We start from the raw sequence: 25,757 nt of genomic DNA, 5'->3' as shown, positions 1-25,757 counted from the left end.
CATGTCCACCATCCTGATCGCCGACGACCATCCGCTGTTCCGCGAGGCTTTGCGCGGCGCGGTGCAGCGGATCCTGCCCGGCGCGAGCCTGCACGAGGCCGACAGCGTCGACGCGCTGTACGGCCTGGTCGAGGCGCATCCGGACGCCGACCTGTTGCTGATGGACCTGAACATGCCCGGCGCGCACGGCTTCAGCGCGCTGGTGCACCTGCGCGCGTTGCATCCGCAGTTGCCAGTGGTGGTGGTGTCGGCGCGCGAGGAACCCAGCGTGATGCGTCGCGCGCTGGACCATGGCGCCCTGGGCTTCATTCCCAAGTCGGCCGATTCGGACACGATCGGCACCGCGGTCGGACAGGTACTCGACGGCGAACGCTGGGCGCCGGCGGCCGCCGCCGCCGCGCCGGCGATGGACCGCGACGAGCAGGCCGTGGCCCAGCGCCTGCGCGAACTGACCCCGCAGCAGTTCCGCGTATTGCAGATGCTCGGCGAGGGCCGGCTCAACAAGCAGATCGCCTGGGATCTGGGCGTGTCCGAGGCGACCATCAAGGCGCACGTGACCGCCGTGCTGCGCAAGCTGGGCGTCAACAACCGCACCCAGGCCGTGCTGATGGCCGGGCGCCTGGCGGTGGATCCGGACGGGGTCGTGCCGCCGCCGGAAGAAGCCGACTGAGCATGCCGCGCGCATCACGCGTGCCATTCACCTGAAAGCGGTTACGGCATAAACCGGCGCGGAACGGCGTGTTCACGCGCCTGTGGCATGGCGGGTGATGCACTGCACAATAACCGACCCGCGACCGGTGCCGCTGCCAGGGGGCACGGCGGTCGCGACCCCGGAGAGCGCGTGCGTGGTCCCAGCTTCCGATCCTTCCCCAAGTACCAGCCGGGTGCGGCGATGACCGCACCGGTCGCGGCCGCCGCGCCTGCCGCCACGGGGCCGTCCTGGCTTCCGGCGGCGGAGTCGCCGCTGCCGATGCCGGGCCAGTCGCTGCGCGAGGGCCGGCTGGCGCCTGCGCGCCCGGCTACTTCGCCGTCCGGCATCGGCGGGCGCCGCCTGCTGGTGGTGGGCGGCACCGCCGCGCTGACCGCGCTGGCCACGATGGGCATGCTGCAGGTGCTGCGCGTCGGCGGCCTGAGCGTGCTCGACGGGGTGCTGCTGGTGCTGTTCGTGGCGCTGTTCGCCTGGATCGCCCTGTCCGCGGTCAGCGCCGCCGCCGGCTTCGTGCTGACCCTTGTTGCCGGCCGCGGCAACGCGCTGGGCATCGACCGCGACGGCCCGCTGCCGGTGCTGCGCTCGCGCACCGCGCTGCTGATGCCGACCTACCACGAGGACCCGGCGCGGATCCTGGCCGGCCTGCAGGCGGTGTACGAGTCGGTGGCCGCCACCGGCCAGCTCGAGGCCTTCGACTTCTTCGTGCTCAGCGACAGTCGCCGCGAGGAGGTGGCCGCGGCCGAGGTCGAGCAGTTCCGCGCGCTGCTGCAACGCACCGGCGGCCACGGCCGCCTGTTCTACCGGCGCCGCGGCGACAACAACGGGCGCAAGGCCGGCAACATCGCCGACTGGGTGCAGCGTTACGGCGGCGCCTACCCGCAGATGCTGATCCTGGACGCCGACAGCGTGATGAGCGGCGCCACCCTGGTGCGGCTGGCCGCGGCGGTGGAGCACAACCCGGGCGTGGGCCTGGTGCAGACCCTGCCGCGGGTGGTCAACGGCCAGACCCTGTTCGCGCGCATGCAGCAGTTCGGCGGCCACGTGTACGGTCCGGTGATCGCGCGCGGTGTGACCTGGTGGCATGGCAGCGAGGGCAACTACTGGGGCCACAACGCGATGCTGCGCACCCGTGCCTTCGCCGCCCACGCCGGCCTTCCGGAACTGCCCGGGCGCAAGCCGTTCGGCGGCCACGTGCTCAGCCACGACTTCGTCGAGGCGGCGCTGATGCGCCGCGGCGGCTGGGCCATCCACCTGGTCCCGGACCTGGACGGCAGCTACGAGGAAGGCCCGCCCTCGCTGACCGACCTGCTGGTGCGCGACCGTCGCTGGTGCCAGGGCAACCTGCAGCACGGCAAGGTGGTCGGCAGCGCGGGACTGCACTGGGTCAGCCGCACGCACATGCTGGTCGGCATCGGCCACTATTTCACCGCACCGATGTGGGCGATGCTGATGCTGGTCGGCCTGGCGATCCCGCTGTACCGCGCCGACTTGGTCTGGGACGGCTTCCAGCTGCCCGGCTTCTCGCCGCTGCGCTACTGGGCCGCGCGCGACGCCGAGCGGGTGGCCTGGCTGTTCGCCGCGACCATGGGCGTGCTGTTCGCGCCGAAGGTGTTCGGCTACGTGGCCACCCTGGTCGACGCGGACGCGCGGCGCGGTGCCGGCGGCGCCGGGCGCGCCCTGGCCGGCGTGCTGATCGAGAGCCTGCTGGCTGCGCTGATGGCGCCGATCGTGATGTACCGGCAGTCGCGCGGCGTGGCCGAGGTGCTGGCCGGCCGCGACTCGGGCTGGGAAGCGCAGCGCCGCGACGATGGCAGCGTGCCGTTCTCCAGCCTGGTGCGCAGCTATGCGGGCCTGAGCCTGTTCGGCGCGTTCATGGGCGCGCTGGCCTGGGCGGTGTCGCCGGGCCTGGCGCTGTGGATGTCGCCGGTGATGGCGGGCATGGTGCTGGCGATCCCGACCGTGTGGCTGACCTCGGCGCGTACGCCGGGCCGCTGGCTGCGCCGGCGCCGGATCCTGTGCATCCCCGAGGAACTGGAGCCGCTGCCGGTGCTGCGCCGGGCCGCGGAGCTGCGCGCGGAGGCCGCACGGCCGCAGGCATAATGCCGGCTGTTCCCGGGGAAGGAAGAAGCCAGACCATGCTGCTGGAATGCGTCGAGCAGGAGACCGGCCCGGCGCCGGCGTGGACGGTGCTGTGGCTGCACGGCCTGGGCGCCGACGGCAATGACTTCGCCCCGATCGTGCCCGAACTGGTGCGCCGGCACTGGCCGGCGCTGCGCTTCGTGTTTCCGCATGCGCCGGTGCGCCCGGTGACGATCAACGGCGGCATGCGCATGCGCGCCTGGTACGACATCGTCGGCATGGACTTCGCCACCCGCGCCGAGGCCGAGGGCGTCGAGGAATCGGTGCGGCAGGTCGAGGCGCTGCTCGCGCGCGAGGCCGAGCGCGGCACCCCGCCGTCGCGCATCCTGCTGGCGGGCTTCTCGCAGGGCGGGGCGATCGCGCTGGCTGCGGGCCTGCGCCGGCGCGAGCCGCTGGCCGGCCTGGTCGCGCTGTCGACCTACCTGCCCGGCGGTGCGGCGGTGGCCGCGCAGCGCCATCCCAACGCCGTCGCCCAGCCGGTGTTCTTCGCCCATGGCGACAGCGACCCGGTGATCCCGGTGCAGTACGGCCAGGCCAGCGCGCAGATGCTCGAACGCGTGGGCTTCGAGGTCGAATGGCACCGCTACCCGATGGCGCACCAGGTCTGCGCGCAGGAGATCGCCGACCTGGGCGACTGGCTGGACCGGCGGCTGGCGGCCTGACCGGTGCGCGACCCGCGCCGCCAAGCGCCCTGGCTGCCGGACCTGTGCCGGCTGCCGCGGCTGGCGGCGCTGCTGGGCCTGGCCGAGCTGGTGGTGGTGGTGCTGGTGCTGGCGCCCGACGACGCGCGCACCTGGACGCTGGCGCGCTTCCTGTCCGCCAGCGGCCTGGCGCTGTGGCTGGCGCTGGCGGTAGCGGTGCTGCTGTGCAAGCTGCGCGCGCCGATCTCGCGGCTGCCGCAGCGGGTCGGCGCGGCGGCGGCGGTGGCGCTGGCGGCGTTGGTCGCCTTCGTCGGCGCCGGGGTGATCCACGCGCTTTACAGCGCCCTGGGTGCCGAGCCGCTGGGCGTGGACTTCGGGCGCTTTGCCGGCGGCAGCGCGGCGGTGGCCGCGCTGATCGTGGCGCTGGCGCTGCGCCACTTCTACGTCAGCGACCGCTGGGCCGTGCAGATCGAGGCCAACGCCCGTGCCGAGGCCGACGCACTGCAGGCGCGGATCCGGCCCCACTTCCTGTTCAACAGCATGAACCTGATCGCAAGCCTGCTGCGCCGCGACCCGGCGGTGGCCGAGCGCGCGGTGCTGGACCTGTCGGACCTGTTCCGCGCCGCACTGGGCGCCGGCGAGGGCGAATCGACCCTGGCCGCCGAGTGCGAGCTGGCCGCGCAATACCTGTCGATCGAGCAGCTGCGCCTGGGCGAGCGCCTGCGGGTGGAGTGGGACAAGCGCGAACCGCTGCCGTGGGAGTTGCCGTTGCCGCGCCTGGTGCTGCAGCCGCTGGTGGAGAACGCGGTGCTGCATGGCATCTCGCGCCTGCCGGAGGGCGGCACCGTGTCGATCGCGCTGTGGAGCGACGCGGCCGGCCTGCACGTGCGCGTGCGCAACCCGGCGCCGGCGCCGCAGGACCCGTCGCTGGCGTCGTTGCACCGCGGCGCCGGCCACGCCCAGCGCAGCATCGCCCACCGCCTGGCCTGGCGCTTCGGTCCGCAGGCGCGGGTGACGGCCGGCTGGGCCGACGGCTACTATGCCTGCGAGGTCATGCTGCCACTTGCCTGATGCCTAATGCCTAGCCTGAAGCTGGTGATCGCCGACGACGAGCCGCTGGCGCGCGAGCGCCTGCGGATGCTGCTCGCCGACGAGGCCGCGGTGGAGGTGGTGGCCGAGGCCGGCGACGGCCAGCAGGTGCTCGACGCCTGCGCCGCGCACCAGCCGCACGTGGTGCTGCTGGACATCGCCATGCCCGGCATCGACGGCCTGGAGACCGCGCGCCTGCTGGCCGAGGCCAGCCCGTCGACCGCGGTGGTGTTCTGCACCGCCTACGACGCGCACGCGCTGTCCGCGTTCGAGGCCGCCGCGCTCGACTACCTGGTCAAGCCGGTGCGCCCGGAACGGCTGGCCGCCGCGCTGGAACGCGTGCGCACCTTCCTGGCCGGGCGGCCGGCGACCGGCAACGGCAAGCGCACCCACCTGTGCGCGCGCCTGCGCGGCAGCTTGCGGCTGATCCCGCTGGAGGAGGTGCGCTACCTGCAGGCCGAGGAGAAGTACGTGGTCGTGCACCACGCCCGCGGCGAGGACCTGATCGAGGAATCGCTCAAGTCGCTGGAGGACGAGTTCGCCGACCGCTTCGTCCGCATCCACCGCAACTGCCTGGTCGCGCGCCAGGAACTGGTCGAGCTGCGCCGCGGCGCCGACGGCCACGTCCAGGCGGTGCTGCGCAGCGGCGGCGCGCCGCTGGAGGTCAGCCGCCGCTGCGTGCCGCAGCTGCGGCAGACGCTGCGGCACCTGTAGGTTCTTGACGGGTTCGATACGGTCGGCGGCACCGGCACGGCAGAACAGCAACAGCGACAGCGTTTGGGCTCATCGGCTTCGGAGGGAGCCGTGGCAGGCCGGGTGTGTTGCGGTGGCTCGCGGCACGTCCCTGTGCCGAACTCGCCACGCGGCCATCCATGGCCGCTGCCGCAACACACCCGGCCTGCCACGCCTTCGGGAGCTTCCAGGTCGTGGCTCCGTTCGCCTTGGGGACGCCAGACCCCCAGGGCACGGCGGACCCCTTCCGAAGCCGACGCTTCTGCCCCACCGATCCCGGATAATGCGCGCATGGACAGCCTGCGCATCGCCACCCGCAAGAGCCCGCTCGCCCTGTGGCAGAGCGAACACGTCGCCGCGCGCCTGCGCGCGGCCCATCCCGGGCTGGAGGTGGTGCTGGTGCCGATGAGCACCCGCGGCGACGAGCAGCTGGACCGTTCGCTGGCGGCGATCGGCGGCAAGGGCCTCTTCTTGAAGGAACTTGAACTGGCCATGCAGCGCGGCGAGGCCGATTGCGCGGTGCATTCGCTCAAGGACGTACCGATGGAGCTGGAGCCGGGCTTCGAACTGCCGGCGGTGCTCGAGCGCGCCGATCCGGCCGATGCCTTCGTCAGCAACGCCTTCAACGGCATCGCCTCGTTGCCGCAGGGCGCGGTGGTCGGCACCTCCTCGCTGCGCCGGCAGGCGCAGCTGCGCGCGCGGCGGCCGGACCTGCAGCTGCGCGACCTGCGCGGCAACGTCAACACGCGCCTGGCCAAGCTCGACGCCGGCGAGTACGACGCCATAGTCCTGGCGTGCGCCGGGCTGCAGCGGCTGGGACTGGACGCGCGCATCCGTGCCCGGCTGGCGCCGCCGGAATGGCTGCCGGCGCCGGCGCAGGCGGTGGTCGCGGTGGAGACGCGAGCCGGCGACGCGCGCATCCGGGCGCTGGTTTCGGTGCTGGAACACGCGCCCACGCGCATCCGGATCGAGGCCGAGCGCGCGCTCAACCTCGCCCTGCACGGCAGCTGCCACGTGCCGGTGGCCGCCTACGCGGAACTGGACGGCGCGCGCCTGCGGCTGCGCGCCTGGGTCGGCTCGGCCAGCGACGGCAGCGGCGTGCAGGCGCAGGGCGAGGGCGATGCCGGCCAGCCGCAGGCGCTGGGCCGGGCGGTGGCCGGCGACCTGCTCGCGCGCGGCGCGGCGCGCTTCCTGGACTGATCGGGACGCCGATCGGGCATCGCGCAGCGCCGTCCTTCGGCCCCGCCATGCAGTCCTGCATGCTGGCGACGCGGGCGCGTCGACCACGAGGGCGCCGCCCGTGCCGACGGCGTCGTGTCGCCGGCTGAACTCGGCTCCTACAACCGCTGCGGCGCGGCCGCTCTTCTGTAGGAGCCGAGTTCAGTCGGCGACACGGGCGTCGGAATCACGAGGACGTCGCCTGGGCCGATGGCGTCGTGTCGCCGGCTGAACTCGGCTCCTACAACCGCTGCGGCGCGGCCGCTCTTCTGTAGGAGCTGACTTCAGTCGGCGACACGGGCGTCGGAATCACGAGGGCGTCGCCTGTGCCGACGGCGTCGTGTCGCCGGCTGAACCCGGCTCCTACAGCAGCCGCAGCGCGGCCGCTCTTCTGTAGGAGCTGACTTCAGTCGGCGACACGGGCGTCGGAATCACGAGGGCGTCGCCTGGGCCGATGGCGTCGTGTCGCCGGCTGAACCCGGCTCCTACAACCGCCGCGGCGCGGTGCTCTTCTGTAGGAGCTGACTTCAGTCGGCGACACGGGCGTCGATACCACGAGGACGTCGCCCGTGCCGACAGCGTCAGGTCGCGGGCAAGCCCGGCTCCTACGAAAAGCGCGAAGCACGAGTTGGTCGGTCGGGCGCGCGCGCATCGCGGTCCGCCGACATCGCCGTGCTCGCCGCGGCTCAGCGCGACTCCAGGCGCTCCACCAGCGTGCCGGCCAGCACCGACAGCGCCACCAGGGGCCACAGCGCGCGCGCCCAGTCCGGCTGCAGGTACAGCAGCGCGGCCAGCAACAGCGGCAGCGCCGCCAGCAGCAACAGCGCCAGCCAGCGTCCGCGCCGCTGCGCCCACGGCCGCAGGCCGCCCTGTCCTTGCCACGCAGCCGCCAGCAGCCCGGCCGTCACCGCCACCAGCAGCACCAGCGACGGCACCGGGCCGGCGGCCAGGATCGGCCCCGGCCAGCGCAGCGCGATCAGCGCGAACAGCAGTGTCGCGCCACCCAGCAGCGCCAGCGCCAGCCGGGCCGGAAGCCGCATGCCGGCCTGTCCGGTTTCGAGCAGCACCAGCGCGGCGATCGTGGCCAGCGCGCCACTGCAGGCGAGCACCGCCAGCAGCGCCTGCGCGGTCGGATCCGGTTGCGTACGCAGCTGCAACAGCGCCAGGGCGATGCCGCTGGCGAGCACCACGATCCATGCCACCGCGCCACGCAGCCACCAGCGGCCGGGTACCGCGGGACGTGGCCACAGCAGGCCCAGTCCGGCCGCGGCCAGCAGCACGCCCAGGCCCAGGCCCCAGAGCTGCAGATCGACCAGATAGCGCGTCGTGCCGGTGCCGCGGGCCAGCAACGCGCCGCTGAGCGCCAGCCACAGCACCAGCCCGCAACCGGCGCCGGCCAGCGCCGACAGGCCGGCGCGCAGGACCGTCGGCGCCGGCGGTGCCGCCTCCGCAATGGCCGGACCACGTCCACCGCCAAGACTGGATTCCATGCGTTTCCCCCAATGGGCGGCCGGGCCGCCGTGCGTCGCCAAATTCGTCCCCTGCCCGCCGGATTCTGCCATCGCCGCCGGCGCCGGTCCGGGGCGCCGGTCGGCAATCCGGCCACGCCGGTCGCGCGGCCGGCCACCACCGCACGCCACATCACGCCATAATCCGGGGCATGGACCGCTACGAACGCATCAACGCGCTGCACCGCATCCTCAAGGCCGCGCGCTACCCGGTCACGGTGCCGCGGCTGCAGGAAGAGCTGGGTTGCTCGCGCGCCACCGTCTACCGCGACCTGGCGTTCCTGCGCGACGCGCTGATGGCCCCGGTCGAGGGCGACGGCGAGGCCGGCTTCCGCTACGCCGCCGCCGAGAGCGATCGCTTCGAGCTGCCCGGGCTGTGGCTCAGTTCCGAGGAACTGTACGCGCTGCTGGCCTCGCAGCAGTTGCTGCGCCGCACCGGCGGCGGCGTGCTGTCGACCGTACTGGCGCCGTTGCAGCAGCGGATCGAGGGGTTGCTCGCCGCCCAGGCCGGGGTCAGCCAGTGGCCGGTCGAGCGGGTGCGGGTGATCGCGCACCGCGGCCGCCGGCTGGACGAGGCCAGCTTCCGCACCGTCGCCTCGGCGGTGCTCGAGCGCCGCCGGCTGGCGTTCGAATACCGCGCCCGCTCCACCAACGAGACCACCCGCCGCCAGGTCTCGCCGCAACGGATCACCCACTACCGCGACAACTGGTATCTCGACGCCTGGGACCACGAGCGCGAGGCGCTGCGCAGCTTCGCCGTGGACCGGATCAGCCAGGCGCGGCAACTGGAGGAAACCGCGCGCGACCTGGAGGAAGAGGTGCTGGACCAGCACCTGGCTTCCAGCTACGGCATCTTCTCCGGCGAGCCCAAGGGCTGGGCGACGATCGTGTTCAGCGCCAAGGTCGCGCGCTGGGTTGCCGACGAGCACTGGCATTCCAAGCAGCAGGGACGGTTCCTGGCCGACGGCCGCTATGAGCTGAAGCTGCCCTACAGCGTGTCGCGCGAGCTGCTGATGGACGTGCTGCACTACGGTGCCGACGCCGAGATCCTCGAGCCGGCGATGCTGCGCGAGCAGGCCAAGTCACTGCTGTCGCTGGCGCTGTCGCAATACGACCGCTGAGGCGCTGCTGCTTCCGGCAATGGCGCCTGCCGGGCGGCGGCGGCCTTCGGCGGGCGCCGGAAGGTTTCATTCCCGCCCGGCGACAGTGGCTCCTGCCCGGGCTGAGCCGGCGCCTTGCCGTTTGTAGGAGCTGACTTCAGTCGGCGACACGGGCGTCGGAACCATGAGTACGTCGCCTGTGCCCAAAGCGTCGTGTCGCCGACTGAAGTCAGCTCCTACAAACGGCAAACGGCAAACGGCAAACGGCAAACGGCAAACGGCAAACGGCAAACGGCAAACGGCAAACGGCAAACGGCAAACGGCAAACGGCAAACGGCAAACGGCAAACGGCAAACGGCAAACGGCGGAAGGTGAAGGGCCGTCCTGGTTCCTGCATCGATCGAGTCCATGACCCGCATCCGGGGCGGTCGTCCGCCTCCGGGGCCAAGGCCTGCACTTCGCACTCCAGTTGCCACGTCGCAGCCCCTGAGATGCCCCCCGCGCACCCTGCGGCTCCCAACCGAAGGAGCCGCCGCCATGCCGACCTGGTCGCCCACGCCCGCCGTCTTCGCCCTCCACCTGGCCGGGACCCGGCCCGATCCGCGGCTCGAGGCGCTGCTGCGGCGCTGGCTGGCTCTCGGCCTGCTGGCGGTGGCCCTGGTTCCGGCGCTGCGCGGTTCCAGTCCGTGGCTGGGCTGGTGGCCGCTGTGGCTGGTGGCCATGCCGGCCGTGGCCTGGTGGGCCCTGCATCGCTTCCCGCTGCGGCTGCCGGGGCGCCTGGCCGCGGTCGGATCCCGCCGCCGGCGCCGGGGTGGCCAGGCGCGGCGGCGGCCCGTGCAGTCAGCGTCCGCCGATCGGCGGGCGGCCTGAGCATCGGTGGCAGAACCCGCCGCCAAGGGCGGCCAGCCGGCAGTCGCCCCAACAGCCCGGCGGCGGCCCGGCAGCGGGCTGGCCTGACCATCGGCACGGGGGATTGAAGTCCGGCCTGTGCTAGCGTCCGCGGTCCATTCGACCGGATCCCGGAGTCGCTTGATGTCCCGTTTTGCCCAGGCCTGCCTTGTCGCCGGCCTCATCGCCGCCGGTGCGGCCCATGCCCAGGAGCCCGCCGTGGCCGACGACCCCTACCAGTGGCTGGAGGACGTGACCGGCGACAAGGCGCTGGACTGGGTCCGCGCCCAGAACGCGAAGACCGATGCCGCGCTGGCGTCCACCCCGGCCTTCAAGGCCATGGAGGCGGGTATCCGCGAGGTGCTGGACTCCGACGCCAAGATCCCCGGCGTGCAGAAGATCGGCGACTGGTACTACAACTTCTGGAAGGACAGGAACCACGAGCGCGGCATCTGGCGCCGGACCACGCTGGAGGAATACCGCAAGCCGAACCCGGCCTGGGAAACCATCATCGACCTGGACGCGCTGAACAAGGCCGAGGGCGAGAACTGGGTCTGGCATGGCGCCGACTGCCTGCGCCCGGACTACACCCGCTGCCTGGTCGCGCTGTCGCGCGGCGGCGCCGACGCCAATGTCACCCGCGAGTTCGACCTGGCGGGCAAGTCCTGGGTCGAGGGCGGCTTCTTCCGTCCCGAGGCCAAGGGCGGGCTGCAGTGGATCGACCGGGACACGGTCTACGTCTACACCGACTTCGGTCCCGGCACGATGACCGAGTCCGGCTACCCGCGGGTGGCCAAGCGCTGGAAGCGCGGCACCCCGCTGGAATCGGCCAAGGTGGTGTACGAGGGCAAGCCCGACGACATGTACATCGCCGCCTACCACGACGATACGCCCGGCTTCGCGCGCGATTTCGTCAGCCGCACGCTGGCCTTCTACAACGACGAGCTGTACCTGATCGGCGCCGGCGACAAGCTGGCCAAGGTCGACGCGCCCAACTCGGCCAACAAGGGCGTCAAGCGCGAGTGGCTGACCCTGGAGCTGCGCGAGCCATGGACCGTGGGCGGCAGGACCTACGCGGCCGGCTCGCTGCTGGCGGCGAAGTTCGACGACTTCATGGCCGGCAAGCGCGAGTTCGACGTGCTGTTCGAGCCGACCGACAGCACCTCGCTGGCCAGCTTCGCCTGGACCAGGAACCACCTGGTGCTGAACGTGCTGGACGACGTCAAGAACCGGCTCAGCGTGCTGACCCCGACCGCGCAGGGCTGGAAGCGCAGCGAATTCACCGGCGCGCCGACGTTCGGCACGCTGGGCGTGTCGGCGGTGGACAACGACGAGTCCGACGCGGTGTGGCTGACCGCCACCGACTACCTGACTCCGACCACGCTGTCGCTGGCGCAGATCGGCCAGCAGCCCGAGCAGCTGAAGGCGATGCCGTCGTTCTTCGACGGCTCCGACGACGTGATCGAGCAGCACTTCGCCACCAGCAAGGACGGCACCCGCGTGCCGTACTTCCTAGTGCGGCCGAAGGGCCTGAAGTTCGACGGCGCCAACCCGACCCTGCTGTACGGCTATGGCGGCTTCGAGATCGCGCTGACTCCGGGTTACTCCGGCGGCCTGGGCCGCTCGTGGATCGACCGCGGCGGTGTCTATGCGGTGGCCAACATCCGCGGCGGTGGCGAGTATGGCCCGCGCTGGCACCAGGCCGCGCTGAAGGGCAACCGGCACAAGGCCTACGAGGACTTCGCCGCGGTCGCCCAGGACCTGATCGCGCGCGGCATCACCTCGCCGCAGCACCTGGGCGTGCAGGGCGGCAGCAACGGCGGCCTGCTCACCGGCAACATGCTCACCCAGTACCCGGAGCTGCTCGGTGCGGTGGTGGTGCAGGTGCCGCTGCTGGACATGAAGCGCTACAACAAGCTGCTGGCCGGCGCCTCGTGGATGGCCGAGTACGGCAATCCGGATACCGCCGACTGGGAGTTCATCCAGGGCTTCTCGCCGTACCACCTGTTCGATCCGGCCAGGGACTACCCGCCGGTGATCTTCACCACCTCCACCCGCGACGACCGCGTCCACCCGGGCCACGCGCGCAAGATGGCGGCGAAGATGATCGAGGCCGGCAAGGACGTGACCTACTACGAGAACATCGAAGGCGGCCACGGCGGCGCGGCCAACAACGCCCAGGCCGCGCACATGTCGGCGCTGGCCTACAGCTTCCTGTGGGAGCGCTTGAGCAAGAAGTGAGTCCCGGACCCCTGCCCCGCGAAAGCGGGGCAGGGCATTTCCGGCCCCTACCGGCATTGCATCCCGCCATCCAGGCCCCATCCATGAAACCGATCCCCCTCCTGTTCGCAGGTTCCCTGCTGATGACCACCCTGTCCGCCTGCAATTCCGGCCATGACGCCCCGGCCAACGCCCAGCACCGCGCCGAGCCCCGTGCCGTCGCCGCCGCGGCCACGCCGCCCGATGCCGAACTGCGTCCGCACGCGGTCACCGCGCCGCACGGCGCCGAACGCGACGACGGGTACTACTGGCTGCGCGACGACAAGCGCGAGAACCCGGACGTGCTGGCCTACCTCCAGGCCGAGAACGCCTACGCCGACTCGGTGCTGGCCCCGCTCAAGGGCGTCCAGGACAGGCTGTACGACGAGATCGTCGGGCGCATCAAGCAGGACGACAGCAGCGTGCCGTACCGCGAGCGCGGCTGGTGGTACTACTCGCGCTTCGAGTCGGGCAAGGACTATCCCATCCATGCGCGCCGCCAGGACGGCGACGGCGTTGACGCGCTGTCGATCCAGCAGGCCAACGACGCCGGCGATTTCGCCGGGGAGCAGGTGCTGCTCGACGTCAACCGGCTGGCCGAGGGCAAGGACTACTACCAGGTCGGCGCCTGGGAGGTGAGCCAGGACAACCGCCTGCTCGCCTACGCTGAGGACCTCAACGGCCGCCGCCAGTACACCGTCCGCTTCATTGACCTGGAAACCGGCCAGACGCTGCCCGACGCGGTCGCGGGCGTGTCGCCGAACCTGGTCTGGGCCGACGACAACAAGACCCTGTTCTACGTCGAGAACGACCCGGACACGCTGCTGACCAAGCGCGTGAAGAAGCATGTGCTGGGCACCCCCGCCGGCGCCGACGCGCAGGTCTACGAGGAGCAGGACGACAGCTTCTACATGGGCGTGGGCCGTACCCGCGACGACCGCTTCATCTGCATCGTCGTGGACAGCACCGTGTCCAACGAAATGCGCTGCGCGCCGGCGGCCGACCCGCGCGAGTTCACCGTGCTGGCCCCGCGCGAGCGCGACGTGGAATACGACGCCGACCACCTCGGCGACCGCTGGGTGATCCGCACCAATGCCGATGGCGCCACCAACTTCAAGCTGGTCACCGCGCCGACCGGCTCGACCTCGCGCGCGGACTGGCAGGACCTGGTCGCGCACGACGAAGCGGTATTCATCGAGGACTTCGCCCTGTTCGACGGCTTCCTGGCGGTGTCCGAGCGCTCCGACGCGCTCGAGCGGATCCGCCTGCGCAAGTTCGACGACAGCGGGGCCGACGGCAGCGAGGAATACGTGAAGGCCGACGAGCCGGCGTACTCGATGGGCCTGTCGGCCAACCCGGAAAGCGACAGCGACTGGCTGCGCTACGGCTACACCTCGCTGACCACGCCGGCCACCACCTACGAGCTCAACGTCAAGACCGGCGAGCGCCGCCAGCTCAAGCAGCAGCCGGTGCCGGGCTACGACCCGTCGCAGTACGTCACCGAGCGCGTCTGGGCACCGGCGCGCGACGGCAGCACCCGGATCCCGGTGACCCTGGTCTACCGCAAGGGCTTCCAGAAGGACGGCACCGCGCCGCTGCTGCAGTACGGGTATGGCAGCTACGGCATGTCGATGGACCCGGGCTTCAGCGCGACCAGCGTCAGCCTGCTCGACCGCGGCGTGGTCTACGCCATCGCCCACATCCGCGGCGGCCAGGAAATGGGCCGCAAGTGGTACGAGGACGGCAAGCTGCTCAACAAGGTCAACACCTTCACCGACTTCATCGACGTCACCGATTTCCTGGTGAAGGAAGGCTATGCGGCGCCGGACCGGGTGGCGGCCTACGGCGGCAGCGCCGGCGGCCTGCTGGTGGGCGCGGTGGCGAACATGGCGCCGGAGAAGTACGACGTGATCCTGTCACAGGTGCCGTTCGTCGACGTGGCCACGACCATGCTCGACCCGAGCATCCCGCTGACCACCAACGAGTACGACGAGTGGGGCAACCCGGAGCAGAAGGAGTTCTACGACTACATCGTCCGCTACTCGCCGTACGACAACCTCGAGGCCAAGGCCTACCCGGCGATGTTCGTCGGCACCGGCCTGTGGGATTCGCAGGTGCAGTACTGGGAGCCGGCCAAGTACATCGCGCGCCTGCGCGACCTCAACACCGGCGAGCGTCCGGTGGTGTTCCGCACCAACATGGAGGCCGGTCACGGCGGCAAGTCGGGACGTTTCCGCCGCTTCCGCGAACAGGCCGAGATGTACGCCTTCATGCTCGACCAGCTGGGCGTGGCCGACACACCCTGATGCCGGCGTCGCCCGTGCCGCCGGCACGGGCGATGGCCCCGTGATTCCAACGCCCGTGTCGTGGTAGGAGCCGATTCATCGGCGACCCGACGCTGTCGACACAACCGACCAAGGCAAGACCCGAGCGTTTCGCCTGCGTCGCGCGCGGCGGCGCGTTCCTCACCCCTGGCAGGCATGTCGCCTCATGGCGTGGTTCCGCGCCCGTGTCGCCAGCAAGCCGGGCTGCTGCGGAAGAACCAAGCCCGGGCGCCTATGATGTGCGCCGATGAACGAGCGCCGACGCTTCCGCTGGGCATGGTGGCTGCTGGCCTACGCCAGCCTGGGCGTGGGCATCGTCGGCATCTTCGTGCCGGGGCTGCCGACCACGGTATTCGTGATCATCGCGGCCTGGGCCGCGGCGCGTGGATCCAAGCGCCTGGAACAGCGGCTGCTGGCGCACCCGACCTTCGGCCCGATGATCCTGGCCTGGCGCGAGCACCGTGCGGTGCCGCGGCGGGCGAAATGGGCGGCGACCTGGACCATGCTGGCCTGCGCGGTGCTGTTGCTGCTGGTGATGGTCGCAGTGCCTTCGCACCGGGCCTGGATGGTGTTCCTGCCGATCGGCTGCATGACCGTGGTCGGCACCTGGTTGTGGCTGCGCCCCGAACCACCCCCGGCCGGCCCGGACTCGCCTTTGTAGGAGCCGGGTTTGCCCGCGACGTGACGCCGTCGGCACAGGCGACGGCCTCATGATCCCGACGCCCGTGTCGCCGACTGAAGTCAGCTCCTACAGGAGAGTGGCCGCGCCGGTGCTGTTGTAGGAGCCGGGTTCAGCCGGCGACCCGACGCCGTCGGCCCAGGCGACGCCCCCGCGTTTCCGACGCCCGTGTCGCCAGCAAGCTGTGCTCCTACAAAGGCGGGCGCCGCATACGGCGCCTTGCCATCGCCTCGCTATACTTCGGGCGCATGAACACCAAGACAGTTCTCTCCGCCGCTGCCGTCGCGCTGGCGCTGGCCGCCTGCGGCAACAAGGGTCCGCTGGTGATGCCGCAGGAGCCGGTACCCGCCGAGCAGGAGGTGCCGGTGCCGCCCCCGGCCGCCGAGCCGGCCACGGATCCCGCCCTGCAGGACCCGACCGACGCGGACGCGGCGGACGATCCGGGCGCCGACGCGGATGGCTGAGCCATTGCGCTTCAGCAAGATGCACGGCGCCGGCAACGACTTCGTCGTCATCGACCTGCGCGACGGTGCACCGCCACCCGATGCCGCGCTGGCGGCGCGGCTGGCCGACCGCCACACCGGCGTGGGCTGCGACCAGATCCTGACCATCGAGCCGCCGCGCAGTCCCGGCGCGGTGGCCGCCTACGGCATCTGGAACGCCGACGGCAGCGCCTCGGGCCAGTGCGGCAACGGCGCGCGCTGCGTGGCGGCATGGCTGGTGCGCGACGGCACCGCCGCCGGCCCACGCTTCACCGTGGACAGCCCGGTGGCGGCGCACGAGGTGGAGAACCTGGGCGGCGACCGCTACGCCATCGCCATGGGCGTGCCGCGCTTCGCTCCGGCCGACGTGCCGCTGGCCGGCTTCGCCGCGGAGCAGGCCGAATACGCGCTGGACCTGAACGGCACCCGCGTGGCGTTCGGCGCGGTCTCGATGGGCAACCCGCACGTGGTGATCGAAGTCGCCGACGCGGTCGCCGCCGATGTGGCCCGGCTCGGACCGGAGCTGCAGCGTTCAGCCGCCTTCCCGCAGTCCTGCAACGTCGGCTTCGCCCAGGTGCTGGCGCCGGACCGCATCCGCCTGCGCGTGTACGAGCGCGGCGTCGGCGAGACCCTGGCCTGCGGCAGCGGCGCCTGCGCGGCGGTGGCTTCGCTGGTGCGGCGCGGGCGCCTGGCGCGCGAGGCCACCGTGTCGCTGCCCGGCGGCGACCTGCACATCCGCTGGCCGGCCGATGATGCGCAGGTCATCATGGCCGGACCGGCGGCGTTCGTATTCGAAGGGGAATGGCAGGCATGAGCGAGACACAGGACAAGCTGGGCGCGCACGAGGTCGCGGCGTGGCTGCGCCGGCACCCGGGCTTCCTCAAGCAGTTCCCGGACCTGGCCCTGAGCCTGGTGGTGCCGCGCGACGACGGCCGCACCGCCTCGCTGGCCAGCTACCAGCTGGAAGTGCTGCGCGACAAGAACCGCGAGTTATCGCGGCGGCTGGCCGAACTGTCGGCCAACGCCCAGGACAACGAGCGGCTGGCGGTGCGCACCCACCAGTTGACCCTGTCGCTGATGCGCCAGGACAACTACGCCGACACCCTGCGCGCGATGGCCGCCTCGCTGGCCGAGGACTTCAACGGCGACCTGGTGCGGATCGTCTCGTTCCGCCCGGTGGCCGGGATGGAGGACGCCGAGTGGCTGCAGGTGCGCGGCGAAGGCGAGCCGGAGCTGGCCCCGTTCCGCGACGCGCTGCGCGACGGCGAGCCGCTGTGCGGGCGCCTGCAGGCGGAGAAGAACGCGATCCTGTACGGCCTGCGCCAGGAGGACGTGCAGTCCAGCGCGCTGTTGGCGCTGACTGGCGTGGGCCTGGTCGCGGTCGGCAGCCACGACCCCAACCGCTTCTACCCGGGCATGGGCACGCTGTTCCTGCGGATGATGGGCGAGTCCCTGGTGGTGGCGCTGGAGCGGTTCGGCGACTGACCGCGCGGCGGCGATCCTTGCGGTCGCCGGGGAGCCGCATCCGCATGGCTCGGCCTGCATACCGTCTGCAGGAGCCCAGCTTGCTGGCGACACGGGCGTCGGGACCATGAGGGCGTCGCTTGTGCCGACGGCGTCGGGTCGCCGGCTGAACCCGGCTCCTACAACAGCTGCGGCGCGACCGCTCTCTGTAGGAGCCGACTTCAGTCGGCGACACGGGCGTCGGGATCACGAGGGCGTCGCCCGTGCCGGCGTCGTCGCGTCGCGGGCATACAGAAGGACGAGCGGTGCAAGGCAGGCACGTTCGCGCCCACCGCGGTTTGCGCGCATCATGCGCGCATGCGCGGCGGCTCCCTTCCCGGATGAACGGCATCGACGATTTCCTCGATCACCTGCGCGTGGAACGGGCAATGTCGGCGCATACGCTCGATGCCTACCGCCGCGACCTCGACGCGCTGGCCGGCTGGGCGCAGGCACACGGCGCCGGTGAACCGGCGGGTCTGGACAGTGCCCACCTGCGCGAGTTCGTCGCCACCGAACACCGCCGCGGGCTGTCGCCCAAGAGCCTGCAGCGGCGCCTGTCGGCCTGCCGCAGCTACTACGCCTGGCTGCTGAAGAACGGCGCGATCCCCGCCAGTCCCGCCGCCGGCCTGCGCGCGCCCAAGGCGCCGCGCCGGCTGCCGCAGGTGCTGGACGTGGACGAAGCGGTGCGCCTGGTCGAGGTGCCGACCGACGCGCCGCTGGGCCTGCGCGACCGCGCGCTGCTGGAACTGTTCTATTCCTCCGGCCTGCGCCTGAGCGAGCTGTGCGCGCTGCGCTGGAGCGACCTGCAACTGGATGTCGGCCTGGTCACGGTGCTGGGCAAGGGCGCCAAGCAGCGCAGCGTGCCGGTCGGCTCGCATGCGCGGCGCGCGCTGGAGGAATGGCGCGCCTCCACCGGCGCCGGGGCCGACGCCTTCGTCTTTCCCGGCCGTGGCGCCGGGCCGATCAGCCAGCGCGCGGTGCAGATCCGCATCCGCCAGCTGGCCGCACGCCAGGGCCTGTTCAAGCACGTGCACCCGCACATGCTGCGGCACAGCTTCGCCAGCCACGTGCTGGAATCCTCCGGCGACCTGCGCGGCGTGCAGGAACTGCTCGGCCACGCCGACATCGCCACCACCCAGATCTACACCCACCTCGACTTCCAGCACCTGGCCAAGGTCTACGACGCGGCGCATCCGCGCGCCAAGCGGAAGAAGGCGGGCGCGTAACGGGCATCGCGACCGCTCGTCGGGCGCGATGCGAAACGGGAAACAGAAAAAGGAAACCAGGACGGGAGCGTCGCCCCTCAGGCCCCGTCGTCCCGGCGTAGGCCGGGACCCAGCGCCTTTGCTTCTGCACCCACGCGGACAAGTCACTGGATCCCGGCCTACGCCGGGACGACGGGGATGGGGAGGTATGACCGGCCGATGCCATGCCCTGCCGGGCTTGATCGCCCGCCGGACCGCCCCCAAGTCACCGGGACAGCTTCCCGGAGGCCGCATGGACCCCAGCCAGAACCCCCACGTGTTCCACGCCACCACCATCATTTCCGTGCGCCGTGACGGCAAGGTCGCCGTGGCCGGCGACGGCCAGGTCACCCTCGGCCACACGGTGATGAAGGGCAATGCGCGCAAGGTGCGCCGCCTGGGCCGCGACGGCCAGGTGCTGGCGGGCTTCGCCGGCGCGGCTGCCGACGCCTTTACCCTGTTCGAACTGTTCGAGGCCAAGCTCGAAAAGCACGGCCAGCTGCAGCGCGCCGCGGTGGAACTGGCCAAGGACTGGCGCACCGATCGCCGCTACGGAAAGCTCGAGGCGCTGCTGGCGGTGGCCGACCAGGACACTTCGCTGATCATCAGCGGCACCGGCGACGTGATCGAGCCGGAGGACGGGCTCATCGCCATCGGCTCCGGCGGCAGCTACGCGCTGTCGGCCGCGCGCGCGCTGCTGGCGCACACCGCGCTGGACGCGAAGTCCATCGCGGTCGAAGCGCTGAACATCGCCGGCGACATCTGCATCTACACCAACCGCAACGTGGTGGTCGAGGAACTGTAGGAGCGGCGCGAGCCGCGATCTCCGTTTCCGCCCCCGTTCCGTCTGTCGCGGCCCACGCCGCTCCCTACAGAAACGAATCCCATGCCCGACACCAACACCACCATGACCCCGCGCGAGATCGTGCAGGAACTGGACCGCCACATCATCGGCCAGCAGTCGGCCAAGCGCGCGGTGGCTATCGCCCTGCGCAACCGCTGGCGGCGCATGCAGCTCGAGCCGGAGCTGCGCAACGAGGTCATGCCCAAGAACATCCTGATGATCGGCCCCACCGGCGTGGGCAAGACCGAGATCGCGCGGCGGCTGGCGACGCTGGCCAACGCCCCGTTCGTCAAGGTCGAGGCCACCCGTTTCACCGAGGTCGGCTACGTCGGCAAGGACGTGGAGCAGATCGTGCGCGACCTGGCCGACACCGCGGTGAAGATGTACCGCGAGCAGGCCAAGACCCGGGTGCGCCTGCAGGCCGAGGAGCGCGCCGAGGACCGCATCCTCGATGCGCTGTTGCCGCGGCGTGCGCCGGCGATGGGTTTCGATCCGGAGGCGCGTGCCGAAGTGCAGGTCTCCGGCCCCGAGGACTCCACCCGCGCCAAGTTCCGCAGGATGCTGCGTGCCGGCGAACTGGACGAGCGCGAAATCGAGCTGGAGCTGGCGGCCAATGCCGGCGTGGACATCATGACCCCGCCGGGCATGGAGGAGATGGGCCAGCAGCTGCGGCAGATGTTCGCCAACCTCGGCGGCGGCAAGTCGCAGAAGCGCACGGTGACGATCAAGGCCGCGCGCCCGCACCTGATCGAGGAAGAGGCGGGCAGGCTGGTCAACGAGGACGAGATCCGCGCCCAGGCGGTCGAGGCCTGCGAGCAGCACGGCATCGTCTTCATCGACGAGATCGACAAGGTCGCCAAGCGCGGCGAGAACGTCGGCGGCGGCGATGTCAGCCGCGAGGGCGTGCAGCGCGACCTGCTGCCGCTGGTCGAGGGCTCCAACGTCTCCACCAAGTACGGCACGGTCAAGACCGACCACATCCTGTTCATTGCCAGCGGCGCGTTCCACCTGGCCAAGCCGTCCGACCTGATCCCGGAACTGCAGGGCCGCTTCCCGATCCGGGTCGAGCTGTCGGCGCTGAGCAAGGACGATTTCGTCCGCATCCTCACCGAGCCCAGGGCCGCGCTGACCCGCCAGTACGTGGAACTGATGGCCACCGAAGGGGTGAAGCTGGCGTTCACCGCCGACGCCGTCGACCGCCTCGCCGAGATCGCCGCGCAGGTCAACGAGCGCCAGGAGAACATCGGCGCGCGCCGCCTGCACACCGTGCTCGAGCGCCTGCTCGACACGCTCAGCTACGAGGCACCCGACCGCGACGGCCAGGCGGTCACTGTCGACCGTGGCTACGTCGATGCGCACCTGGGCGAACTGGTGCAGGACCCGGACCTGAGCCGCTACATCCTCTGACCCGCGTCGCCGCGGGACGGCGCGGCGGCGCTCAATGGCCGCCGCAGTCGTCGTCCTCGCCGATGTCCTCGTGCCACACCTCCGGATGGGCGGCGATCCAGTTGCCCAGCATGGCGATGCATTCCGGGTCGGCCAGGTCGACCACGTCCACACCATGCTCTCGCAGCCAGTCGTGGCCGCCGTGGAAATTGACCGATTCGCCCATCACTACGGTGCCGATGCCGAACTGGCGCACCAGGCCGCTGCAGTACCAGCACGGCGACAGGGTGGTGACCATGATCGTGTCGCGGTAGGAGCGCTGGCGGCCGGCCTTGCGGAAGGCGTCGGTCTCGCCGTGCACCGACGGGTCGCCTTCCTGGATGCGACGGTTGTGGCCGCTGCCGAGCAGGGTGCCGTCGCGGGCGAACAGCGCCGCGCCGATCGGGATGCCGCCCTCGGCCAGGCCCTGGCGGGCTTCGGCGACGGCGACGGCGAGCATGGCGCGGTAGTCGGGCGTGGTCATGGCGGCACAGGCGGAACGGGCCGCCAGTCTGCCGCGTCGAGCGGCCCGTTGCACCCGTGTGGTCGGCGTCCGGTGCCATAATCGGCGCATGAACGAATCCCCCTACGAGCGCGGCACCACCCATTTCGGCTTCAGGGACGTGCCGGCCGGCGAGAAGCAGAAGCTGGTCGGCGAGGTCTTCACTTCGGTCGCGGGCAAGTACGACCTGATGAACGACCTGATGAGCCTGGGCATCCATCGGGTGTGGAAGCGCTACTTCGTCGCCACCTGCCAGGCCAAGCCGGGTGACCGCGTGCTCGACCTGGCCGGCGGCACCGGCGACATCGCCGCGCTGCTCAAGCCGCGCGTGGGCGAGGCCGGCTCTATCGTTCTTGGCGACATCAACGCCGGCATGCTCTCGGTCGGCCGCGACCGGCTGACCGACCGCGGCCTGGTCGCCGGGCTGGAGTACGTGCAGTGCAACGCCGAGAAGCTGCCGTTCCCGGACGCCAGCTTCGACCTGGTGACCATGGCCTTCGGCCTGCGCAACGTCACCGACAAGGACGCGGCGCTGCGCGAGATCGCGCGGGTGCTGCGGGTGGGTGGGCAGGCGCGCGTGCTGGAGTTCTCGGAAGTGCGCGCGGACTGGTTCAAGCCGCTGTACGACTTCCATTCGTTCAAGGTGCTGCCGAAGCTGGGCCAGCTGTTCGCCGGCGACGCCGGCAGCTACCAGTACCTGGCCGAGAGCATCCGCCAGCATCCGCCGCAGGAGCAGTTGCAGGCGATGATGGAAGCGGCGGGGCTGTCGCGCTGCGGCTACGTCAACCTCAGCGGCGGCATCGTCGCGGTGCATACCGGCTACAGGGTCTGAAGTGCCGCGCGACGCGCGGTCGGTCCTGTCCTTGGAGCCCAGCTTGCTGGCGACACGGGCGTCGGGACCACGAGGGAGTCGCCTGGGCCGACGGCGTCGGGTCGCCGGCTGAACCCGGCTCCTGCAACAGCACCGGTGCGGCCGCTCTTCTGTAGGAGCTGACTTCAGTCGGCGACACGGGCGTCGGGACCATGAGGATGTCGCCTGTGTCGACGGCGTCGCGCAAGCCCGGCTCCTGCAGAAAGTGCGACGCGGGTCGGGCAGGGCGTCAACGGCCGGACAGGGCGTGCAAGGTAAACTGCCCGCTTCCCCGATCCAGGCTCCATGTCCGCATGCGCTTTCCCCTCCTGTTCTCCCTTGCCATGATCGCCGCCACCAGCGGCTGCTCCGGCGACAAGGCCGGTCCGGCCGACGCCCAGCCCGCCGCCAAGCCCGCCAGGGAAGCCCCCGCTTCCGCGCGCCGCCACGACGAAAGCTCCTACGCCGAGCCCGGCAAGGTCCGGATCACCGACCTGGCCCTGGACCTGAACCTGGACTTCGACCAGAAGCAGCTGGCCGGCACCGCCACCTACACCTTGGACTGGACCGATCCCAAGGCCACCGCGCTGGTGCTCGACACCCGCGAGCTGACCATCCGGCAGGTCGACGGCGAGGCCGACGGCGCCTGGGCACCGCTGCCGTTCACGCTGGCTGACGCCGATCCGGTGTTCGGCAGCAAGCTGACCATCGAGGCGCCGCAGCGCAACCCGCGCATCCGCGTCAGCTACCACACCGCGCCGACCGCCTCGGGCCTGCAGTGGCTGGAGCCGTCGATGACCGAGGGCAAGGAGTTGCCCTTCATGTTCAGCCAGTCGCAGGCGATCCACGCGCGCAGCTGGGTGCCGCTGCAGGACACCCCGAGCGTGCGCTTCACCTACAGCGCCAGGGTCAACACCCGGCCCGACGTGATGGTGCTGATGAGCGCCGACAACGACCCGGCCGCGGTGCGTGACGGCGAGTACGTGTTCTCGATGCCGCAGCCGATCCCGTCGTACCTGCTGGCGATCGCCGCCGGCGACCTGGTGTTCAAGCCGATCTCCGCGCGCAGCGGCGTGTGGGCCGAGCCGGCGATGGTCGAGCGCGCCACCGCCGAGTTCGCCGATACCGAGCAGATGATCGCCGCCACCGAGAAGCTGTATGGCCCGTACCGCTGGGAGCGTTACGACATGCTGGTGCTGCCGCCGTCGTTCCCGTTCGGCGGCATGGAGAACCCGCGCCTGAGCTTCATCACCCCGACCGTCATCGTCGGCGACAAGTCGCTGGTCTCGCTGATTGCCCATGAACTGGCGCACAGCTGGTCCGGCAACCTGGTGACCAACGCCACCTGGAAGGACATCTGGCTCAACGAAGGCTTCACCACCTACGTGCAGGGCCGCATCACCGAGGCGCTGTACGGCGAGGAGATGGCCGAGATGGAGCGCCAGATCGACCAGGCCGGGCTGAAGAAGGACCTGGCCGGCATGAGCCCGGCCGACCAGGCCTTGGCCCTGCCGCCGCTGGCCGAGCGTGACCCGGACGAGGCGCTGAGCGAGGTGGCCTACGTCAAGGGCGCCTGGTTCCTGCAGTTCCTGGAGCAGCGCTTCGGCCGCGAGGTGTTCGATCCGTTCCTGCGCGGCTGGTTCGACGACCACGCCTTCCAGAGCGCAGACACCGACCAGTTCGTCGCGTACCTGAAGCAGAACCTGCTGCCGAAGAATCCCAACGCGGTGCTCCCGGAAGAACTGGATGCCTGGCTCAACCAGCCGGGCATCCCGGCATTCGCCCCCCCGGCCAGGTCGCGCATGTTCTCCAACGTCGACACCGCGCGCATCGCCTGGCGCGGCAGCGCCCAGCTGCCCAACCCGCAGATCACCGTCGACTGGGGCACCCAGGCCTGGGTGCACTTCCTGGAAGGCATGGGCAACACGCTCAAGCCGGAACAGCTGGCCCAGCTCGACGCTGCCTACGGATTCAGCGGCACGCCGAATGGCGAGATCGCCATGCGCTGGTACCCGCTGGCGCTGCGCAGCGGCTACCTGGAGGCGCGCCCGGCAGCGGGCGAGTTCATCGAGCGCGTCGGCCGGCGCAAGCTGATCCTGCCGATCTACGAGGAACTGGCGAAGACGCCGGACGGCCTGGCCTTCGCCCGCGAGGCATTCGAGCGCGCCCGTCCGGGCTACCACCCGATCACCACCGCCTCGGTCGAGGCGGTGCTGGCCAGGGCCGGTGCTGTCTTGCCGGGCCGGGCCGCTGCTGAAACTCCGGAACAGTCCGGGCAACCGTAGCAACGCTTATTGCAATGCCGTCGTTCCCGCGCAGGCGGGAACCCGGTGACTTTAGCCAGCGAAGCTTGAAGTCACTGGATCCCCGCCTCCGCGGGGATGACGGGAATCGAACTGCATCGCGACCTTCCGTACAGGAGCACGGCCATGACCCCGACCACGTCCCGCTTGGCTCGTGCCATGCTGCTGGCGGCCGCCGCGCTCGCCGCCACCGCCTGCACCGACCGCGAGGCCCAGCGCCAGGCGCAGCTGGCGGCCGAGGCACAGGCGAAGGAGCAGGCCGCCGCGCAGCTGCAGCGTGAGTACGACGCGGCGGTGGCCGCCAACAACTGGGAACTGGCCCGCGTACACGGCGCCGCGCTGCTGGCGCAGTACCCCGGCACGCCGGCCGCGGCGGAGGTCGAGCCCGCGCTGGCCGAGGTCGCCGCCCGGGCCGAGGCCGCGCGCGAGCAGCGCCGGCTGGCCGCGCTTTGGAACTACGCGCGGGTGGCTGCCGGCAAGGGCGAGCAGCGTACGGCGGCGATCCTCAGCGCCGAGCCGGTCGATACCGGCGGCAGCGCGCCGGCCACGGTGCAGCTGGTGATCCGCGACCATCCCGAGTGGAAGCGCAGCGCCTACCTGGTGCTGCAGGGCGGGGACTTCAATTGCTACGGCGGCTGCAAGGTCCGGGTGACGTTCGACGACGCGGCGCCGAAGTCGATGTCCGCGTGGCGGCCGAAGACCGACGAGGCCATCGCCATGTTCATCGAAGACTACCGCGGCCTGTGGAGGCAGATGCGCCAGGCGCAGCGGTTGCAGGTCGAGTTCCCGGTGAAGGCCGGCGGCACCCGCACCGCCACGTTCGAGGTCGGTGGCCTGGACGGCAGCCAGATGCCGGGCTGGGATTGAGCCGCGCCGCGGCGAGCCGTCGTGAACATCGACTACCTGATCGTGGCCGCGGTCACCGTGCCGGCGCTCGCCCTGCACGTGGTGCTGTACCTGCTGGTCCGGCGCTGGATGGACCGCGACCTGGCGCTGTCGCTGGCCGGCGAGGATTCCGGCAAGCGGGCGTGGATGCTGGAGCGGCTGGCCCAGTCCAGGCGCGAGCGGGTACGGCGTCGGGACCTGCCGGCCTGGCTGGAACGGGAAGCGGCCGGCTATCGGGCCGATGCGGAAACGGCGGGCCGCACCGCTTCCCTGTCGCCGTCTTGATCGACACGGGCGTCGGAATCACGAGGGCGTCGCCTGTGCCGGCGTCGTCGTGTCGCCGGCTGAACCCGGCTCCTGCAACAGCCGCGGCGCGGCCGCTCTCTGTAGGAGCTGACTTCAGTCGGCGACACGGGCGTCGGAACCATGA

At 71.3% G+C, this 25,757-nt stretch carries 23 protein-coding genes; 21 read left to right on the top strand and 2 right to left on the bottom strand.

The features are described from left to right. Window position 1 precedes the first annotated feature (1 nt). From WQ53_RS06620 to hemC, 6 genes are all read left to right on the top strand, one after another. On the top strand, window positions 2-670 hold the full coding sequence (locus tag WQ53_RS06620) for a response regulator transcription factor (RefSeq protein WP_052631334.1): 669 nt from the start codon (window positions 2-4) through the stop codon (window positions 668-670). 222 nt (window positions 671-892) lie between these two features. Beyond that, window positions 893-2,809: a glucans biosynthesis glucosyltransferase MdoH gene (mdoH, locus tag WQ53_RS06615; protein WP_052631333.1), complete on the top strand. Its 1,917-nt coding sequence runs from the start codon at window positions 893-895 to the stop codon at window positions 2,807-2,809. Window positions 2,810-2,844: 35 nt separating this feature from the next. Then, a complete protein-coding gene (locus tag WQ53_RS06610; protein WP_052631332.1) occupies window positions 2,845-3,510 on the top strand; it encodes an alpha/beta hydrolase in 666 nt (221 codons plus the stop codon). Between the two features lie 33 nt (window positions 3,511-3,543). Continuing rightward, window positions 3,544-4,560, top strand: coding sequence for a sensor histidine kinase (locus tag WQ53_RS06605; protein WP_052633957.1), 1,017 nt, complete (start codon window positions 3,544-3,546; stop codon window positions 4,558-4,560). A 6-nt stretch (window positions 4,561-4,566) separates the two neighbouring features. Further along, window positions 4,567-5,292, top strand: a complete 726-nt coding sequence (locus tag WQ53_RS06600; RefSeq protein WP_173427204.1) for a LytR/AlgR family response regulator transcription factor — start codon at window positions 4,567-4,569, stop codon at window positions 5,290-5,292. Between the two features lie 309 nt (window positions 5,293-5,601). Then, window positions 5,602-6,510 (top strand): hydroxymethylbilane synthase, encoded by a 909-nt coding sequence (gene hemC / locus WQ53_RS06595; protein WP_052631331.1) that lies wholly within the window; start codon window positions 5,602-5,604, stop codon window positions 6,508-6,510. Window positions 6,511-7,214: 704 nt separating this feature from the next. Here hemC and WQ53_RS17320 read toward each other — a convergent pair. Continuing rightward, on the bottom strand, window positions 7,215-8,018 hold the full coding sequence (locus WQ53_RS17320) for a hypothetical protein (protein WP_052631330.1): 804 nt from the start codon (window positions 8,016-8,018) through the stop codon (window positions 7,215-7,217). A gap of 170 nt (window positions 8,019-8,188) precedes the next feature. Here WQ53_RS17320 and WQ53_RS06585 point away from each other — a divergent pair, with 170 nt between their 5' ends. The 11 genes from WQ53_RS06585 to hslU all read left to right on the top strand — a co-directional run bounded on the left by WQ53_RS06585 (window position 8,189) and on the right by hslU (window position 20,769). After that, window positions 8,189-9,157 (top strand): helix-turn-helix transcriptional regulator, encoded by a 969-nt coding sequence (locus WQ53_RS06585; protein ID WP_052631329.1) that lies wholly within the window; start codon window positions 8,189-8,191, stop codon window positions 9,155-9,157. A 516-nt stretch (window positions 9,158-9,673) separates the two neighbouring features. After that, a complete protein-coding gene (locus tag WQ53_RS06580; RefSeq protein WP_052631328.1) occupies window positions 9,674-10,006 on the top strand; it encodes a hypothetical protein in 333 nt (110 codons plus the stop codon). Between the two features lie 162 nt (window positions 10,007-10,168). Next, window positions 10,169-12,265: a prolyl oligopeptidase family serine peptidase gene (locus tag WQ53_RS06575; RefSeq protein WP_052631327.1), complete on the top strand. Its 2,097-nt coding sequence runs from the start codon at window positions 10,169-10,171 to the stop codon at window positions 12,263-12,265. 83 nt (window positions 12,266-12,348) lie between these two features. Next, complete coding sequence (locus WQ53_RS06570; protein WP_428992273.1) at window positions 12,349-14,589, top strand: S9 family peptidase; 2,241 nt, start codon at window positions 12,349-12,351, stop codon at window positions 14,587-14,589. A 265-nt stretch (window positions 14,590-14,854) separates the two neighbouring features. Continuing rightward, window positions 14,855-15,268, top strand: a complete 414-nt coding sequence (locus WQ53_RS06565) for a YbaN family protein (protein ID WP_052631326.1) — start codon at window positions 14,855-14,857, stop codon at window positions 15,266-15,268. Between the two features lie 266 nt (window positions 15,269-15,534). Continuing rightward, a complete protein-coding gene (gene lptM, locus WQ53_RS06560; RefSeq protein WP_052631325.1) occupies window positions 15,535-15,750 on the top strand; it encodes an LPS translocon maturation chaperone LptM in 216 nt (71 codons plus the stop codon). Beyond that, on the top strand, window positions 15,743-16,582 hold the full coding sequence (gene dapF, locus WQ53_RS06555) for a diaminopimelate epimerase (protein ID WP_052631324.1): 840 nt from the start codon (window positions 15,743-15,745) through the stop codon (window positions 16,580-16,582). The genes lptM and dapF overlap by 8 nt, the downstream gene beginning before the upstream one ends. After that, window positions 16,579-17,253 (top strand): DUF484 family protein, encoded by a 675-nt coding sequence (locus WQ53_RS06550; protein WP_052631323.1) that lies wholly within the window; start codon window positions 16,579-16,581, stop codon window positions 17,251-17,253. Before dapF ends, WQ53_RS06550 begins: the two co-directional genes overlap by 4 nt. Before the next feature lie 359 nt (window positions 17,254-17,612). Beyond that, the gene (gene xerC / locus WQ53_RS06545; protein ID WP_052631322.1) at window positions 17,613-18,500 is read left to right on the top strand and encodes a tyrosine recombinase XerC; all 888 of its coding nucleotides are present in this window, start codon (window positions 17,613-17,615) and stop codon (window positions 18,498-18,500) included. 271 nt (window positions 18,501-18,771) lie between these two features. Further along, window positions 18,772-19,323: an ATP-dependent protease subunit HslV gene (gene hslV, locus WQ53_RS06540; protein WP_052631321.1), complete on the top strand. Its 552-nt coding sequence runs from the start codon at window positions 18,772-18,774 to the stop codon at window positions 19,321-19,323. Window positions 19,324-19,404: 81 nt separating this feature from the next. Then, on the top strand, window positions 19,405-20,769 hold the full coding sequence (gene hslU / locus WQ53_RS06535; protein ID WP_052631320.1) for an ATP-dependent protease ATPase subunit HslU: 1,365 nt from the start codon (window positions 19,405-19,407) through the stop codon (window positions 20,767-20,769). Window positions 20,770-20,800: 31 nt separating this feature from the next. Here hslU and WQ53_RS06530 read toward each other — a convergent pair whose 3' ends face one another. Continuing rightward, entirely contained in the window at window positions 20,801-21,271 is a 471-nt protein-coding gene (locus WQ53_RS06530; protein ID WP_052631319.1) for a nucleoside deaminase, read from the bottom strand. 88 nt (window positions 21,272-21,359) lie between these two features. Between WQ53_RS06530 and ubiE the strand changes: the two genes are divergently transcribed. The 4 genes from ubiE to WQ53_RS06510 all read left to right on the top strand — a co-directional run bounded on the left by ubiE (window position 21,360) and on the right by WQ53_RS06510 (window position 25,612). Then, complete coding sequence (gene ubiE / locus WQ53_RS06525) at window positions 21,360-22,121, top strand: bifunctional demethylmenaquinone methyltransferase/2-methoxy-6-polyprenyl-1,4-benzoquinol methylase UbiE (protein ID WP_052631318.1); 762 nt, start codon at window positions 21,360-21,362, stop codon at window positions 22,119-22,121. 332 nt (window positions 22,122-22,453) lie between these two features. After that, window positions 22,454-24,424 carry a M1 family metallopeptidase gene (locus tag WQ53_RS06520; RefSeq protein ID WP_052631317.1) on the top strand — a complete coding sequence of 657 codons (1,971 nt, stop codon included), beginning with the start codon at window positions 22,454-22,456 and terminating at the stop codon, window positions 24,422-24,424. 144 nt (window positions 24,425-24,568) lie between these two features. After that, window positions 24,569-25,309, top strand: coding sequence for a hypothetical protein (locus WQ53_RS06515; protein ID WP_052633954.1), 741 nt, complete (start codon window positions 24,569-24,571; stop codon window positions 25,307-25,309). Between the two features lie 21 nt (window positions 25,310-25,330). Further along, window positions 25,331-25,612 carry a hypothetical protein gene (locus WQ53_RS06510; RefSeq protein WP_236685915.1) on the top strand — a complete coding sequence of 94 codons (282 nt, stop codon included), beginning with the start codon at window positions 25,331-25,333 and terminating at the stop codon, window positions 25,610-25,612. Window positions 25,613-25,757: the final 145 nt, after the last annotated feature.

Origin of the sequence: Pseudoxanthomonas suwonensis, from assembly GCF_000972865.1 — a bacterium.
GTDB lineage: Bacteria > Pseudomonadota > Gammaproteobacteria > Xanthomonadales > Xanthomonadaceae > Pseudoxanthomonas > Pseudoxanthomonas suwonensis_B.
The sequence above is the reverse complement of the archived record's forward strand: the minus strand, read 5'-3'. Positions and strand labels throughout refer to the sequence as shown.

Coding starts and splice junctions, on each gene's coding strand:
- WQ53_RS06520 (WP_052631317.1), top strand. CDS start 22,454: ATGCGCTTTCCCCTCCTGTTCTCCCTTGCCATGATCGCCGCCACCAGC.
- WQ53_RS06515 (WP_052633954.1), top strand. CDS start 24,569: ATGACCCCGACCACGTCCCGCTTGGCTCGTGCCATGCTGCTGGCGGCC.
- lptM (WP_052631325.1), top strand. CDS start 15,535: ATGAACACCAAGACAGTTCTCTCCGCCGCTGCCGTCGCGCTGGCGCTG.
- WQ53_RS06570 (WP_428992273.1), top strand. CDS start 12,349: ATGAAACCGATCCCCCTCCTGTTCGCAGGTTCCCTGCTGATGACCACC.
- xerC (WP_052631322.1), top strand. CDS start 17,613: ATGAACGGCATCGACGATTTCCTCGATCACCTGCGCGTGGAACGGGCA.
- WQ53_RS06610 (WP_052631332.1), top strand. CDS start 2,845: ATGCTGCTGGAATGCGTCGAGCAGGAGACCGGCCCGGCGCCGGCGTGG.
- dapF (WP_052631324.1), top strand. CDS start 15,743: ATGGCTGAGCCATTGCGCTTCAGCAAGATGCACGGCGCCGGCAACGAC.
- WQ53_RS06585 (WP_052631329.1), top strand. CDS start 8,189: ATGGACCGCTACGAACGCATCAACGCGCTGCACCGCATCCTCAAGGCC.
- hslU (WP_052631320.1), top strand. CDS start 19,405: ATGCCCGACACCAACACCACCATGACCCCGCGCGAGATCGTGCAGGAA.
- WQ53_RS17320 (WP_052631330.1), bottom strand. CDS start 8,018: ATGGAATCCAGTCTTGGCGGTGGACGTGGTCCGGCCATTGCGGAGGCG.
- WQ53_RS06620 (WP_052631334.1), top strand. CDS start 2: ATGTCCACCATCCTGATCGCCGACGACCATCCGCTGTTCCGCGAGGCT.
- WQ53_RS06550 (WP_052631323.1), top strand. CDS start 16,579: ATGAGCGAGACACAGGACAAGCTGGGCGCGCACGAGGTCGCGGCGTGG.
- hemC (WP_052631331.1), top strand. CDS start 5,602: ATGGACAGCCTGCGCATCGCCACCCGCAAGAGCCCGCTCGCCCTGTGG.
- WQ53_RS06565 (WP_052631326.1), top strand. CDS start 14,855: ATGAACGAGCGCCGACGCTTCCGCTGGGCATGGTGGCTGCTGGCCTAC.
- WQ53_RS06575 (WP_052631327.1), top strand. CDS start 10,169: ATGTCCCGTTTTGCCCAGGCCTGCCTTGTCGCCGGCCTCATCGCCGCC.
- WQ53_RS06600 (WP_173427204.1), top strand. CDS start 4,567: ATGCCTAGCCTGAAGCTGGTGATCGCCGACGACGAGCCGCTGGCGCGC.
- WQ53_RS06530 (WP_052631319.1), bottom strand. CDS start 21,271: ATGACCACGCCCGACTACCGCGCCATGCTCGCCGTCGCCGTCGCCGAA.
- WQ53_RS06580 (WP_052631328.1), top strand. CDS start 9,674: ATGCCGACCTGGTCGCCCACGCCCGCCGTCTTCGCCCTCCACCTGGCC.
- hslV (WP_052631321.1), top strand. CDS start 18,772: ATGGACCCCAGCCAGAACCCCCACGTGTTCCACGCCACCACCATCATT.
- mdoH (WP_052631333.1), top strand. CDS start 893: ATGACCGCACCGGTCGCGGCCGCCGCGCCTGCCGCCACGGGGCCGTCC.
- ubiE (WP_052631318.1), top strand. CDS start 21,360: ATGAACGAATCCCCCTACGAGCGCGGCACCACCCATTTCGGCTTCAGG.